Raw genomic sequence first — 15,866 nt, 5'->3', positions numbered from 1 at the left:
TTTTATGTTACCTTTGAGGAAGATAAGCTGCATCTCAGCATAACTTTTTCATGCAAGCATGAAAGTTATGCATTCGATTTGCATTACCTTTGCGGAAATAATAACAAACAATTTGGCACATGGACTTACCCGTATCTTTTGCAGACCGTACACGTTCCCTCCTGGGAGATGAAGAATATAATAAACTGACAGACGCTCTGAATGACGAGCAGCCTGTAAGTATCCGGCTGAATGAAGAAAAACTACCCAATTCTTCATTCAGTCTTTTTCATACCTCTTTCGGGCGTGTGCCCTGGTCAGCAACAGGTATCTACCTTGACCGTCGATTGACGTTTACCTTCGATCCGTTGTTTCATGCCGGATGTTACTATGTGCAGGAGGCATCTTCCATGTTTGTGGAGCAAGTATTAAAGCAGTATATCGGTGAAACGCCTTCCGTGATGCTTGACCTTTGCGCCGCTCCCGGTGGAAAATCTACTCATGCCCGCAGTGTATTGCCTACAGGCAGCCTGTTGGTAGCAAACGAAGTAATTCGTAACCGTTCGCAAATCCTGGCGGAGAATCTGACGAAGTGGGGGCATCCTGGTGTGGTTGTAACCAATAACGATCCGGCAGACTTCGCTGATCTGGAAGACTTCTTCGATGTCATACTGACCGATGTTCCCTGTTCCGGTGAAGGTATGTTCCGTAAAGATCCCGTTGCCGTCAGCGAGTGGAGTCCGGAGAATGTGGAAATCTGCTGGCAACGTCAACGACGTATCATCTCCGATATATGGCCCAGTCTGAAACCGGGCGGATTGCTTATCTATAGCACTTGCACGTATAATACGCAGGAAGATGAAGAAAATATCCGCTGGATGCGTGATGAATTCGGTGCAGAGATACTTCCGGTAGATGCTCTGACAGCGTGGAACATTACCGGAAACTTGCTTGCTGGTGAAGATTTTCCTGTATATCGTTTTCTGCCTCACCGTACAAAGGGTGAAGGTTTTTTCCTTGCCGTACTTCGTAAACCGGAGGAGGGTAGTCTGCAAACCGGGTATAAATCAACTTCTGCACAAGGAAAGAAAAAGATGGCTTCCAGTGTTTCCAAAGAGCAACTGGCCGTTGCTCGGGGTTGGCTTCTTTCTCCGGATGATTATGAACTTTCAGTAAACGGAACGAATATCACGGCTTTTCCAAAAGAATATCTGCCGGAACTGTCGTCTTTGCAGCAATCTCTTCGTGTCATTCAGGCGGGTGTTGCCCTTGCCGAAATGAAGGGGAAGGACTTGATTCCTAATCATGCCCTTGCCATGAGCCAAATACTGCGTGATGATACTTTTCCCCATGAAGAAGTGTCGTATGAGCAGGCTATTGCTTATTTGCGTAAAGAGGCGATCGTGCTTTCCGCAGAAGCTCCACGTGGATATGTGTTGTTGACTTATAACTATATTCCTTTAGGTTTTGTGAAGAATATAGGCAACCGCGCTAATAATCTTTATCCGCAAGAGTGGAGGATACGTAGCGGATATTTGCCGGAAGAGATATTAATCTTATCAGGGAAGTACAACCTATAGGTAGTTGGGCCATTGCCTAGTAATAGTTAGGTAACTACTACTAGGTAGCTGACCAACTACTACTAGGTAAGTTTAAACAGTGTTTAAGAACCTTTTGAATGCTCATCTATAAATACCTTTTGTCTATTTATCTCTTCTATCAATTCACTGATGGAGGTTTGTAAATTCCGTACGGCCGAAGCATATTGTTGGGGGATATTACGTGCTGTATGGAGTAAACTGTCCGCTGCAATGGCTGTTTGTAGGGCTTTGTCCACTTTTCCACACATCTCCTTTGCACTCTTTCGGGGTTTCAATCCGTTTTTGCGATAAAGGATAAAGTCGCTGAGGAGATCACACCCTTGGTTCTGAAGTTTTATTGTCTTGTTATAAATGTCATATACTTCACGCTGGCGATATACGCCAATGTTTGCTTGTGTCAGTTGCAGGTAGTATTGGGTAAGCCTGTTGGCCTGCCCATTTCTCAGCACACGGTCACAAGCAGAGATTAGCTGATTCAAACGTGGTTGTCGCAGATACTTTTGTATAGAATCGTTAAAGTTACAGAACGGATTTTCCGGTTTTTGTTGAAAAGTTCCTTTGTCGAATTCCTGATAGGGGTAAGGATAAGCCAGCAACTGCCATATAGGATCGTAGGGCATGTGTGTCTGAATCGATTCTTCGGCCGGTACATGGCAATATTTCATGCTTTGCGCCTGTACAAATTGGTAATTATCTATATATCCCATCCCGAATGTCGGGTCGTACAGATACCATTGCGCGCCGATCTTAGCGGCACACCAATCATGCGGTTCGGGCATGACGACGCCGGCTTTGCTTCTGGTATAACCATTGATGACAAAAGCGGGAATCCCCATCTTTTCAACGATTCTCGTAAAAAGCAAAGCGAATTGACGGCAGACACCTTCACGGGTGAGCAGTGTATTCTTCAGTTCTTGCGCTTCGCTATAAACTTCATTACGGGAAGTAAAGGTGGTATAGACATTGTAGCTCAAGTTAGAAGTAATCCAGGTATACACGGCCTGCACCTTACTTTTCTCTTCGTCATAATGACTGTCTATATACAACGCAAGCGAGTCGACAGAATAGGTATATTCTTCAGGAATCTTTCCGGGAGCAAGGGCGGGCATTGCAGTGGACGATATCGTCCGGCCATATACTATACTTGTAGAGATGCACAGTAACAATACTCCTAAACATGAATATAATCTTTCTTTCATGGCTTTTGTTTTTTAGTTCTTGTCGAAGACTTGTATCCAAATGATGCCATAGCCGATATATTTACGAATAGACTCCTGCTTCAGGCTTTTCAGATTGGTACGTTCACTCGTCCCTTTGCTCAATACAGTTTCTACTTTCCCGTCTTTTATTATGAGCAGATAGGAGCGTTCAGGCATGATAACCTTTTTGAGTGAACCATACATTAACCTGCCGTCTTCTTTCATGGCACTCAGATAGATCATGGCACTTTCGTAAGTTTCCATGGCAAGCAAATCAGTCAGTACTCTGCGGGTGCTTTCCGAAATGCCTGTCCAGGGGGTGGGGACTTCAACCTGTGCGGTTTGTTCTTCTGTTGCTTTCTCCTCTGTCGCTGTCTGAGCTTCATCTGCCGATGATTGTGACATATCGGGCTTTTCAGTGGAAGAATGTTTGGAATCGGCGATAGGGAGCATTTTGAGTATCAGTGCCGCGGTATTTTCATCCACGTTGTAAACTTTTTCTTTTTGAATATGCGGGTCTTGCGGAGTGACGGGTTGCCCTGTTTGTTGCGCCACAATTTGGATAATACTATCTGTTTCAGCGACTGAAGGCGTATCTGCCAAGGTGTCCTCAACAATTGGGGCGGCGGCAAGTGCGGGTTGTGGTGGAGTGGTCACTGCATTGGTCGCAGTATTGGTGGCAGCTTCAGTCTTGGTTGGTATTTTTATCAGGCTGCTTTTGGGTACATAAGTAAACACTTTGAACAAGGGACCATTGGTGTATTCCATAAACAGTTTTTGCTTTTCAGCTTTTGCCCAGATATTCTTCATTTCCTCTTTTCCTTTCTGGTGTTCGGCCATCAAGCTTATGGCAGTGGCATGCAATTTTTCGCCAACTGCCAGTTTGGCCTCGGCGAAATCCGTCGTGCTGCTGGATTCGGCGTATACATACTTTTCGCTCAGCTTGATTTCACGCACTTTACTCCTTATGGAATCGTTTGATGTATTCTGAGTGAAACCGGTAGTTGCTGCAAGGATAGTGATAAATGTTAATATTGTTTTCTTCATGATATAGTATTTAATTTGTTACTACTTCTTCATAAATGAAGGTTATAGAGCCGGCCTCTCTGCCTATAACATTTCCATTCTTATCCGTTTCTATACAAGTTTCGATTAGTTTGGTTATATAGCTGTCTTCGTCAGCTTCAATTGTGTAAGTGCATCGATATGTATGACGGGAGTTTGTATCATATTCTATCGTTTCAATAGGAATCCCGTTTGTCTTTGTTCCCAAATAAGATTCTGGAAGATATGCTAATGACATTAACTCGGTTTCAAAAAGAAGATATGCTGACATTGGATATTTGTAAGAATCAGAGTTTGCAGAATACTTTAGTGTGACATTCTCCATAGTTTCCATCGTTGTCTGGTCTAAAACCTCAGAACTTGTTATTCTCCCGTTTTCCCATTGGTTGTTTTGTATCCAATTATCTTGTGGGGCTTGGGGACACGACAATGCTATTTGAGTCAGATATCCGTTTGTATATGAGCATTGAGTTGTGTGTATGTGATCAGCTTCATATTGGTCTATTATTTGGGTTATTCTATTGTTTCCATCTATATTACAAGTTGTATGGCAGATATAATCTCCATTATTGTCTTCAACGACTTTAATATTTTGCTCTGAATACGTTAAGCTTTCGGTATAGGTGTTAGGTGAACCTTCTTCATTCATTGTATCCATAATCAGTTTAGAGAGTCTTCCTTTTTCATCGTAATAGAACTCAATTTGATACGGAAGGCTAAAACCATATATTGCATTATCTTGCACTTCGCTTTCCAATAACTCAAAGATATGCTTTTTAAGTCGCTTTGTTGTAGTGACGGTGGGTGTTGTATGGATAGTTCCATCTTCATCTATATAGAACGTGTAGTTGTATCGAATCCCCGACTTCCATTCGATAGTTTCCGGAAACTTATAAGACAAAGGCGTGGCATCTCCAACAATAATCTCAATGCCTGTATTTCCCGCACTCGTTGTTTGTGGAGGAAGAATCGCTTTATAGCTATTTGTTCCGTTGTAAGCGGCAATCACTGACTTGCTTGTCTCACCGTTCCCGGCAAAAGTGGCGGTTGACAAATTTACGGCGGCGGTGGCAGAGACATTTGTAATCTTTACGCTGACATTTCCTGCCGGTGCTTTTGCAAAAGAAAGATTTATCACAACGCTTGACAGGCAATGACTGAACATTAGGGTAGGAGATTGGTTGTCAGTAAGGTAAGTGGAGGCCATCATCAAGTCGGACTGGGTGTAATTGCTTCCTGTCGCTTGATCCTCTTTCACTTGAAAATTGAATTTTGCATCAGCCGCTTCGCTATATGGATAGACCGCTACGTATGAGAGTTGGCTTCCATCTGTGGGTTGCTTAATTATATTTTGCTCGTCCGCAGTGAATTGTTGGTTCTGAAAGCTGTACTTTCTGTTGTGGGCGTATTCTTCTCCACTGAATCCAGTCTCGTTCTTGAAAGCAAAGACACTGATTGCATCGTTTGCTTCGAATGATTCTTCTGTGGCACGTGTGTGGTTTTCTCCGATAGAAGCAGTGAAACATACTCCGTTTGAACTTGTCAAGATGTTCTCTTCGTTTTGACTGCATGCGGTAAGGAGTGCTGCTATAACCGCCAGGGGGAAATATTTTGGTTTTAAAGATGTTTTCATGATGAAGCTGTTTTATCTTATTACTCAATATTCTCATAGGTAAAAGTATAGGTAGTATAGTTATTATAGCTATCCTCTACTACAAGTTTTGTAACATAGTCATCGGCATCGGTTTCGTACGTATTGGTTTCAGTAACAGGAGGATCTCCTAACCAAATGCACTTCGTTTGTGCCGGTAAATATTCCATTCCATTTCCAAAATATGTATTTGGCAAAGGGAAAAAGCCATCTAACACTGTTTCGCAGAAGATGCCGACTATCATTCCACAAACACTAAAGGGTGCTTTGTAACCAGCTGTTGAAGTATAGTTTATGGTTGAATAATGGTTTTCATCTATCCACATTTTTGTCATCTTTCCATCTGTCCATTCAAAGAGGTGGGAATATACACTGCCCTCCGTATTGCGTGTCAATGTTGTCAAGTATCCATTGGTGTAAGAAAGGGCTGATTCTGAAGTAGGTTCACCTGAGGTAGAGTCATTGATTTTAATGACTAATCCTTTATCATCCAATGTGTATACATATCTACTTGTCCTGGTGTATGGATTTTTGTCAGTTTCTACAATATACTCTTTATTTTCAGCTATAATAGTATTGGCTATATAAGAAATCTTAGTGGAATCACTTCCGGTTGCAACACCATAGGTAGGTCCACTACAGTCTATAAGTCGTCCTTGCTCATCATATTTGTAATTATATGCATTTCCATCAAGTAATTCTCCCGCTGACCAGCCTTCCCATATCATCTGTTTCACTCGTTTCTTGACATCCTTTTCCTCCTGATTCCAAGGATTAATACTGCTTGAGAACACAATCTCCCTACCGGCAGAAACCTTCAAATTATACGTATATCGGCAACCGGATGCCAATTGTAAGTCGCGTGGTACTTTCCATGTATATTCTTTTCCCGCAGTGGTGTGAACAACCATGAAGGAAGTTCCCGTTGCAATAGTCTGCGGAGGCAGGAGAATTTTGTAACTTCCATCATCGTTGCGATAAGGCAAGAGACCGGATATCATTTCACCTGCCCCCTCATACGTGTTGTTACTCAGATCAATGGAAACATTTTTCTGCACATTATTCACTGTAATGGAGACAACTTTCTCTTCTGCCTCCTCAAACGAACATTTAAACTTTACGCAAGCAAGGCGATGATAAAAAGAAAGTGCCGGATTCTGTTCCGTGGTCAAGCTTGTGGAGGCTGTCATCAAGTCGCTGGTTCCATAGGCGGCTGCCGTGCTTTGGTCTTCCGCCACTTCGAAGTTGAAAGTCGAAGCCGCTTGCTCGCAATAGGGATAGATAGCCCAGAAAGCCAGTCCGCCATTTGTAGGGTAGGCAATGCCTTCTTCTGCCGCAGGGCGGAAAGCACCGTCGGAATAACTATACTTCACGTTAGCTGCATAAGCATCTGCCAAGAATCCCTGATTGTCCGTAAAAGCAAATACGCTGATGTTATCTCCCGGTTCAAAAGCCTGTTCGGTTACTCTGGTTGCCGGCGAGGCGATGCGGGCACTGAAGCGAATGCCATTTTCGTTGCGAAGTTGCATACCCTCTTCAGTCTGCGAACAAGAGACGAATGCCAAGAAGCAAGCGTATCCCATCATCCATTTTATAATGTCTTTTTTCATTAATTTATCCTCCTGATCATTTATTTCAATATTCCACCTTCTTCTCCTTTGTCCTCCCAGTCATTGATGTCACCATCCGGCTTAGGATCTTCCTGCGTCTTGACGGTGGCTGTATTGCTGTAAATTATTCCCCCGGATGTTTGCAGATAAGCTCTGATTGCATATTCGGTAGCCGGAACCAAATTGTCGACCTTCGTGCTGAAAACTCCGTCCACAACGTCATCCACCGGAACAGTAACAGTATTATTCCCATTCACTACAGGGGTGGTAACATCCGAATAACAAAAGCCTTGTCCTTCTATGACGACATCTTTCCCAGCACCGGGCGAAAGAATAGAAGAAGACACAGAGAAAGAATGCGTGGTGCAATCCTCAATTATGATGTCCGATAAAGCCAGCTCATACTCTCCATCCAAACGGATGCTGCAAACTTCTCCATATCCGGCCTGTCCGTTTACGTTAATGGCATAAGCACGCATATAGTATGTGGTGTTGGGTTTTAAGTCTATCAATGAGACAATCGGTTCATTTTCATCTTTGAAAGGAACGGATTTGTGCAGTCCCTGCACTGTGGGGGTGTTATTAATGTCCCAGCAGAATCCCATTTCTGCAATCGCGCTCTCACCGGCGGCAAGTAGCCACGCCTCCGCCTGTACGGTGGGAGTGTTGCCGTAGGGTAGGGCGGTGACGGTGGACATGACGGGTATGGTCGTTTTCTCCATGGAAATAAATAGAGCAGGCCCGTAGCCTATATCCACACTATTGATGCCATACGGGCGTATCACGTACTCCCTGCCCGGTCTCAGGTTTGTGATGCGGGCTTTGATTTCCTGCGGATTTCCGGTTTCTATGATTTGAATGTCTTTGCTGTCTCTGTCCTCGTACGGCAGATCGTTTTCCGATGTGGCAAGCTTATAGCAGAAACCTTTGGAGAAAAGCCCTCCATCTGTACCTTTATCTATCATCGGTACGGAAAGAACAAGGCTTTTGCAATCCTGCTCTTCTATTCGGATTCTATCAAAGACTGGCGGACATTCCTTATAGGTTTGAAATTCATTCACTTTCTCGCTCGCCAAAAAGCTGAAGTCGTTGGCGGCAAATGTCTGATAATAGTAATGTGTGTCAGAATTCAGATTCTTTAGCCATAGGGTGAACTTATTTCCTGATTCTACTGTTCCTGATTCTATTGTATCTGCTTCTGCCATACTTGAGTAGAGTGAAAGTAAGATACCGCATCGCTTTACAGAACCGGCATCTGTGTCCGGTTTGATGAAAACACCGTCAACAGTGGCTCCATAACGATAAATGTTATACACTTCTCCATTTAGAACATTCGGCGCAAAGGTATGAGGACCGGGATATTCGCCGCATCCGATGAGGATGGAGCAAATGCCGACTATATATAATATGATGTTTCGTTTCATCTTTATTTTCCTTTAGTTGATTATCTGATTTTAGAACATGAATCCCACTCCCAAGGCGGCTTCCACATAGTTGAAACTATTGGTCTGCACACCTGCCATGAATGAGATGTTTTTCAGACGATAGATACCGCCTACTTCAGCCTCTATGCCACTGCAAGAATGGTCGGTGTTTTTTACCCAATCACCGTTTACCGTTTTCCAGCCCAGCTTGTTGTAGCCATATCCTAAACCGGCGTATGCATAGAAAGGTGACAACTTGCCCAAGCGCTGAATGACGCCGGCCGTTACAGACAGGTGACTCTGTTTTTTCTCTCCCGTGTACCACGGAGCGTCGGAAGCTCCTTTTATGATACCGTCATCTCCGCATTCCAGGTCGGATGAGAAACCGCTGAAGTCATATTTCACTTTCAGATAAGGTCCGGTGTTGCGTACAAATCCCAGCATGAACCCGTAAGACGGATGTCCCTTACCGATGCCGATGACAGGCATGACCAATGTGCGGACTTTCTTCTCCAAATTCTCCACAAGTTTTATTTGTACTTCGTAAGCTGTTTGTTTTTTCAACTTTTCGGGAAACTCATAGCGCAATACACCATATTTGTCATTCATAATGGTGATGTTCCGGCTGCCGGCGGGCATGTAGATCCAGATTTCACCTTCCTTGTACAGTATATCTCCTACAATATTTCCCTCAAACCTGAAATCTCCGGCGTGGGCAACCACAATTTTCAGGATAGAGCAAGGCTCATCATTCAAGTCCAGCCTTTCGGCCGTTCTTGGTGTAAGGTCACGTTCTAATTTCGAAAATGCCTCTACTTTTATTTCTTGTCCTTGCATAAGCAGGCAGCAACAGAACAAGAGCGAGAATGTAAGCAGGTTCTTTTTCATGTTTCTTTTTCTTTGGGGTTTAAATTCATTTAATGTCGAAATCGTTGCAAGTGAAGATTTCTTCTTCCGGTAGTTTAGTGGTCGCATTCAGCATCTCAGGTTGCCAGGTGCGGACGTGTATCTGCGGTGCATCCGGATTGTTGAAATCCCAAAGCAGGAACAGATACCCTATATCGCTGTAGTTGTCCGATGAGTATCCTTGTTTCAGTGTTACGCCGTAATATCCCTCTTTGGCGGGGTGCTTCATTACCTTAAGGTCATCAAATACCACATGAATCCGTTTATTGATTTTGAACACTCTGGCAAGGTTGGTAAGGTATTCCTTCTTGCTCTGTTTGTTGTAAACAACCTTTTCCTTCGACATGAAATTGTTCATCTCGGATGGTGCTGTCTTAATTACTTTACCGGTAATGATCAGTGCGTCATCGCTATATATTTGCTCAAGGAAAGGCATGTCTTTGGTGTTGTATGCGGTTCGGAATTGCTCTACATAATCCAGTATGATTTGCCGATAACGAAGATCGGTAACGTCAGAGCCTTTTTTTATCACTTTGACATAAAGGTTGGAAGATATGGCCGTGTGGAAATCAGTGATAGTGCCTTTCTTGTTGAAATTGATCACAACTTCCTGATATTCCTCTTTTCCTTCATTATCTTTTATGAATACAGGTAGGTTGCGTACCTGAAAATTTCCATCATGAGTATGGAGGCAACGCTCTATGATTTCTGTTTCTCCGCAACGGAACGGAGAGTTTTGCCACATATCTTCTATTGTCTTTCGTGCGGCGGGTATGATGTCTATGCCCTCAAACTTTACTGCCGCACTGTCTGTATAGGCAATGTTGAATTGTGTCAGTAATTTACCGATGTTTTGTTGCGCTGCGGTTTTCACTGCATCATTATTCACATCGGTCAGATAGAGTTCGGTCATGTATTGTGATTTGACCGTCATTGGCGATAGCATCAAGAGTATTATGCCCGCCACCTTCAAAAAAATCTTGTTAACATTTTCCATATCCTTTATTGTTAGTAGTTATTTATTTTTTCAGAAAACAGACTGTGTATGTTGTGTGTAGGTACATAAGCATACAACTGAATATTCATTTTGTATTTTTCCGGATGTTCCAGTATGCGTAAGTCTGTGTTGAAGTGCATCACGTGGTTGTAGCCCGATGAGCGGTTCAATAAAATCAGCATACCTTTTATTTTCTTGTTACCACATTCTTCGATACCGACAAATATCTCGCAGCCTTCCAGTTGGCAAAAATTGAGAAGTTGGACTAAAGGGATTTCAAAACAAAGACCTTCTCCTCCATATAACTTTTGATTGACGCTGGCTGTAATGGAACGATCGCATGGCAAAACAAATAAATTGCGGATAGACTCTTCCGGTTTCTTCGGGCTATATATGAGGGAGTAACTGCCATCCGGTAGTCGCTCATAGTATTGATTGGTATTTACATTGCCGATAGCATACCATTCTCCATTCCACACGAAACGATTGTCTCCTATGTTTTGTAAGTTTTCTGAAGAGACGGCAGGAAAAGATGCTTTTGGTTTGGTTACTGTGGAAGTGTAGAGTAGTAAATCCGGATAGAAATGTGCTTCTATCTCTTTTTTATTCATGCCCCACAATAACTCGTATTGTATAGGAAAGCGGAGATGGAGCAGAGGATGATCTTTTTTTGACCATAGCACTGAATAATGGCTGTTGTCCGTAGTAATACTTAATGATGCATTACCCTTAAGCTGGGGAAGTGTCTCTAAAAGTGATACATACAAATTTGCCCTCTGTTCGCCTTTAAAGCGAATAACGACTTTGTCTTCATAAAGCTGTCGGCGAATAATGGCATCATCCTTCAGAAGAAACAGTTCTAAAAGATATCGTTCGATAAAACGATACGCCGGTGAAGGATTTTGTTCGATAAGTATTGTGGGGAAAAGTTGAAAACCAATGTGGCAGATTTCCTGAAAAGGATTTCGTACAACTGTAAGCATATTGTTTTCAATGGAGTGTATCTGTAAAGTCATGCAATCTATTCGGTAACGTTCGTGCAGTTGCATACTGATACTTTCCAATCTGGCAGAATGGAATTTCTTGTCTACGTCTGCTTTTACTCCCGCTGTGAGGAAGATGAATAATAGCAGATGGGCTATAATTACCTTAACCGTATATCCGGTTTTTGAACATACATGTTGTTTCTCGTTTTGCATGGTAACTTAAAGCTTATGCTTTCTTAGTTTTCCACCGAGCCCCGTATGTAAAGAAGTGGAAGTATATAAAAAAGGGAGCGTGGGACTGCTACTTATTCTAACTTGAGGTATCGCCAAACACCCATCCAACAAATAAGTAACAGCCCACACCCCCACTATTATATACGGTTCTGGAATGAAGGGTATATATATAATGTGGTGCAGGCGTTCTTGTTACTTATTACCCCGTTGGATTAGAAAAATTTGGCGAAATTTCAAATTAGGGATAATATCTTTAACGCTTCCGTATTATTCAAAAAGGTCATTTCCGGCTTTTGCGGAACGTCGCACCCGGCGTTCCACGGAAATGACCTTACAAAGGAAAGACAAATTGCTCTAAAAAGCAAGTTATTAAATTGTTTTTTTTTATGATTTTTATGTCTCTTCTTTGCTTTCTCATAGGTACACTAACTGAATGGTTACCATTTCTTGTCAAGAGCTGATTTATGTATTATTAACTATATTGCTTGTATAACGGGGATTCTGTACACAACTTATCATCTGAAATGCCACACTTCACCATTCGGAATGCCACATGTCATCATTCGGAATATCACACCTCAGTGATGTAAATGAATGGCATTGGGGAAGCTAAGGTGTGGCATCATAGACAGTGAAGTGTGGTGTTGCACTTGTACAAGTGAGAGCTGACGCTTGTACCAGTAACGGCTGATGCAGATAGGTGCGTAAGGTGTTGCAGCTATAAGCGTGTCGTTTCATGCAATGAAGCGCAGGAGCAAAAAAAACGGAGGGGCGAATGCCTCTCCGTTTATGCTAAGTTAAAAGTGAAATCTGTATAGATTATAACGTTGCAAATATACAATATCCAAAAGGCGATGTCAAGTGTTTGGCAGATTATTTTCTTCTTCTCATCTTTTTGTAAAAGAATAGAAAAACACTCCCTCTGCCTGTCTACAAGAAGTTAGGAGTCTGTCAACAGGAAGTTAACTCCTTGTTGACAGACTCCTAACTTCTTGTAGACAAAGAATTGGTATTTTGTAATCTTTTGATAATCAGTAGTGAATACATTAACTGAAATCAGTGAGTTTGTACTTAAATATCGTCAGTACAAAAATACCTCTTCAGACTCAACTAAGTATATCGGGATTACTATATATGGGCGGATTACAAATCCTTATACTCAATCAATCGGATTATAAATCCGATTGAACGGAAAGAATGACTCACAGTGCTTCTATTTCTTCTTTGGACAAACCGGAGCTTTGTATGATGGTCTCTATAGGAACACCTAATTTTTTCAGGCTCCGGGCCATGTCCTTTTTACCTTCAATGAATCCTTCCAGTTTTGCTCCATCCAGTACATCATTCTGTATCATGATGGCACTCAAATGCTCATCATAAGCATGTTGCTCTGCCTGAGACATATTGTAATAAATCAACTTTCGGCGTGCTTCTTCCAGTCCCGGTGTTTTCGTGTCGGGGTGGATGCAGCCTGTCTTCAAATACTCTATCCATTCTTCCAATGGGGTAACGGCCGCTTTATTGAATTCATTCACCCGGATCAGGAAATATTCGGGAAATATCTCGGCGGGAAGTTTATGTACGATGGCATTTTTCTCCTTGGTGGTAACTTCCAGGCAATCACCTGTATGTACACCAACGAAGATATTCTGGCCGTGGTATAGATAATCTTCTCCTTTGCCGATGTCGAAATATAAGATGCTGATAGAATAAATCTTTTTCACTTCATAATAGCGTTCACCCAAAGAGATATGCTCGGTGATGGCTTTCGCCACTCCGTATAAGATGCGTTCCAGATAGTAAAGTTCGCGTGTGTTTTGTATTTCTACGATGATAATTTCATCTTTGCTATTTCTGGCTTTGATGTCCACACGGTTGAATTTATCATCTATCGTTTGTTGGTTACTCTCGCTTTCCAGTAGTTCCAGTATCTTTACTTTTTCGCCTAATAGCACGGTGAGGAAGCCTTCCAGTACATCGAAATTGGCTTTTTGTCGCAAAAGTCTTTTCACGGCCCAATCAAAGCGAATGTATTTGTCTTGTTGCATCATAACTGCATTTCAATTAAATAGTTACTGCAAAGCTACGATTAATTTTCAGAGAGTGACGCAAACGAAGAAGAAAAATGATGCTTTTCGTAAATTGGCAGATGTTTGCTTCTTTCTTGTCACACATTGGCAAGTAGCTGCTCGAAAGAACTGAATGTGTATTCCTTTTCCTTGTGCAGTCTGAAATCTTCGGAAGACAACACCTGTAATCGTGGTAAACTACCTGTTTCTGCCACAGAATCAGGAGAACAAGCATAGCCATGACGGTTGAGTGCATTTGTTGTCCAGTGCAGCAATACTTCATCATTGGCTTCCACAATGATACAGCGGTGACTATCCACTTTGGGATAATATACCCCGTGTGCATAATCAAACCGGATATCGTTGCGGGAAAACAAACTGTCCATCCGGTGACTTAGAATCATATCTTCCGTTACTCCACATTGCAGTCCGTTTTCTTTTGAAAGTAACCAAAGTTTATCTGCCAGTACCAATGCCTGCTCTATGTCATGGGTGGAAAGCAGGATCGCTTTCTTTTGTTCCACTGCCAGGCGATGAAGCAAAGTCATAATTTCGATGCGACTCACTACATCCAGGAAAGCTGTCGGTTCATCCAGCAGAATGAGCGGACATTCCTGTACCAATGCTTTGGCAATCATGACCTTCTGTCGTTCACCATCTGATAGCTCTGCAGTATAACTGTGGGCTTTATGACTGATGCTTACAGCTTCCAGAGCCTCTTCAATGATGGAGTGATCCGTTTTGTTCAATCTGCCGAAGAACCCCGTATGAGGTTGTCGTCCCAGAGCTACTAACTCATATACAGTCAGTCCGCCTGCTTGTGTCTTGTCTGTTAGTACTACTCCGATGGTACGTGAACGTTCTTTTTCGGAATAGGCAGACAATGGCTTTTCCTGTACAAATAATTCTCCTGACAAGGCCGGTTGCGAAGCAGCCAAAGTGCGGAGCAGAGTTGATTTACCGGTTCCGTTAGCTCCCAGCAGGCAGGTCAGTTCTCCGGGATAAAGCCGGAAGGAGAGATGTTCATGTATCCGTTTCTCTTGCTTTCCCTGGCGGTAGCCGATGCATAAATCGTTTGCGGTGATAACAGCTTTCTCCATCAGTTGAAGTATTGTATTTTACGTTGGTTGACAATGACATAAATGATAACAGGCGCACCCAGTACAGGGGTTACCGCATTGAGAGGAATAATACCTGCTTCACTCGGAAGGATGCAGATCAGATTGCAGAGCAAGGCAATTACACCACCCGTCAGCAAAGTGACGGGAAGCAGTGAATTGTGATTGGACGTGCCCAGCATCAGGCGGGAGATATGTGGAACGGCCAGACCGATGAAAGCAACAGGTCCGCAGAAGGCGGTAGTGACGGCTGTCAGTAGTCCGGTGGCAATCAGTAACAGATTTCTTGTGCGACGGATGTTTACTCCTAAGTTTTCAGCATAGCGAGTACCCAGCAGCAAGGCGTTCAAGGGTTTGATAAGCAGGATGGAAAGTAACAAACCTGCCAGACAGAAAATGGAGAAATAGGGGAGTTGTTGCAATGAGACACCTCCGAAGTTCCCCATGCCCCATATCATATAAGAATGCACCCCTTCGGCAGTAGCAAAGAAATTGAGTAATGAAATAGCGGACGAAGTGATATAACCGATCATGATACCCGTAATCAGTAGCATGATATTGCTTTTTATCAGTGTCGAAAAGAAAAGGATAAGTCCCATTACCACCATTGACCCGATGAAGGCGCCGAGTATCACGGAGAAGAAACCGGATAAGGTAAATACCCCTGTAGCAATGCTTCCTCCACCGGCCAGCATCACCAATGCGACACCAAGACTTGCTCCTGAGTTAATGCCCAGGATGGATGGACCTGCCAGTGGGTTGTTGAATGCCGTTTGTAACATCAGTCCCGAAGCTGCGAGTGCGGCACCACATAGTAATGCCGTGACGGCTTGCGGCAGGCGGGACTCCCAGATAATAAAAGCCCAGCTGGCTTTTTCTATCTCATTCCCTATGAGAATATTCCACACAGCTCCGGCGGGGATATTGATTGAACCGAACCAGAGATTCGCAGCCATCAATACGAGAATGAGGACCGACAGTGCTATGCCATATATATATCCTTTTGCTTTCGTTCTTATCATTAATT

The 15,866-nt window shown here is 43.0% G+C and carries 12 protein-coding genes; 1 reads left to right on the top strand and 11 read right to left on the bottom strand.

Features of this window, described 5'->3' with window-relative positions:
* Positions 1-119: 119 nt before the first annotated feature.
* Positions 120-1,559, top strand: a complete 1,440-nt coding sequence (locus tag K6V21_RS26215) for a methyltransferase RsmF C-terminal domain-like protein (protein ID WP_224320406.1) — start codon at positions 120-122, stop codon at positions 1,557-1,559.
* A gap of 83 nt (positions 1,560-1,642) precedes the next feature.
* On the opposite strand, the gene K6V21_RS26210 is transcribed toward K6V21_RS26215, so the two are convergent.
* The 11 genes from K6V21_RS26210 to K6V21_RS26160 form a co-directional block, all read right to left on the bottom strand.
* Positions 1,643-2,779 (bottom strand): transglutaminase domain-containing protein, encoded by a 1,137-nt coding sequence (locus K6V21_RS26210; RefSeq protein ID WP_224320405.1) that lies wholly within the window; start codon positions 2,777-2,779, stop codon positions 1,643-1,645.
* Between the two features lie 12 nt (positions 2,780-2,791).
* The gene (locus K6V21_RS26205; RefSeq protein WP_224320404.1) at positions 2,792-3,826 is read right to left on the bottom strand and encodes a hypothetical protein; all 1,035 of its coding nucleotides are present in this window, start codon (positions 3,824-3,826) and stop codon (positions 2,792-2,794) included.
* A 10-nt stretch (positions 3,827-3,836) separates the two neighbouring features.
* Positions 3,837-5,477 (bottom strand): fimbrillin family protein, encoded by a 1,641-nt coding sequence (locus K6V21_RS26200; RefSeq protein ID WP_224320403.1) that lies wholly within the window; start codon positions 5,475-5,477, stop codon positions 3,837-3,839.
* Between the two features lie 20 nt (positions 5,478-5,497).
* Entirely contained in the window at positions 5,498-7,105 is a 1,608-nt protein-coding gene (locus K6V21_RS26195) for a fimbrillin family protein (RefSeq protein ID WP_224320402.1), read from the bottom strand.
* 20 nt (positions 7,106-7,125) lie between these two features.
* Positions 7,126-8,529, bottom strand: coding sequence for a hypothetical protein (locus tag K6V21_RS26190; protein WP_224320401.1), 1,404 nt, complete (start codon positions 8,527-8,529; stop codon positions 7,126-7,128).
* Between the two features lie 30 nt (positions 8,530-8,559).
* Positions 8,560-9,417 carry a hypothetical protein gene (locus tag K6V21_RS26185; protein WP_224320400.1) on the bottom strand — a complete coding sequence of 286 codons (858 nt, stop codon included), beginning with the start codon at positions 9,415-9,417 and terminating at the stop codon, positions 8,560-8,562.
* 25 nt (positions 9,418-9,442) lie between these two features.
* Positions 9,443-10,432: a nuclear transport factor 2 family protein gene (locus K6V21_RS26180; RefSeq protein WP_224320399.1), complete on the bottom strand. Its 990-nt coding sequence runs from the start codon at positions 10,430-10,432 to the stop codon at positions 9,443-9,445.
* A gap of 11 nt (positions 10,433-10,443) precedes the next feature.
* Positions 10,444-11,631, bottom strand: a complete 1,188-nt coding sequence (locus tag K6V21_RS26175; RefSeq protein WP_224320398.1) for a hypothetical protein — start codon at positions 11,629-11,631, stop codon at positions 10,444-10,446.
* A 1,223-nt stretch (positions 11,632-12,854) separates the two neighbouring features.
* Entirely contained in the window at positions 12,855-13,703 is an 849-nt protein-coding gene (locus tag K6V21_RS26170; RefSeq protein WP_224320397.1) for an Rpn family recombination-promoting nuclease/putative transposase, read from the bottom strand.
* Positions 13,704-13,819: 116 nt separating this feature from the next.
* Positions 13,820-14,821, bottom strand: coding sequence for an ABC transporter ATP-binding protein (locus K6V21_RS26165; protein ID WP_224320396.1), 1,002 nt, complete (start codon positions 14,819-14,821; stop codon positions 13,820-13,822).
* Entirely contained in the window at positions 14,821-15,861 is a 1,041-nt protein-coding gene (locus K6V21_RS26160) for an iron ABC transporter permease (protein WP_224320395.1), read from the bottom strand. The genes K6V21_RS26165 and K6V21_RS26160 overlap by 1 nt, the downstream gene beginning before the upstream one ends.
* Between the last annotated feature and the right edge of the window lie 5 nt (positions 15,862-15,866).

The sequence above is a fragment of the Bacteroides cellulosilyticus genome, from assembly GCF_020091405.1.
Classification (GTDB): Bacteria; Bacteroidota; Bacteroidia; order Bacteroidales; family Bacteroidaceae; genus Bacteroides.
Note: the sequence above shows the minus strand (reverse complement) of the source record. Positions and strands in the feature narration are given on the sequence as shown.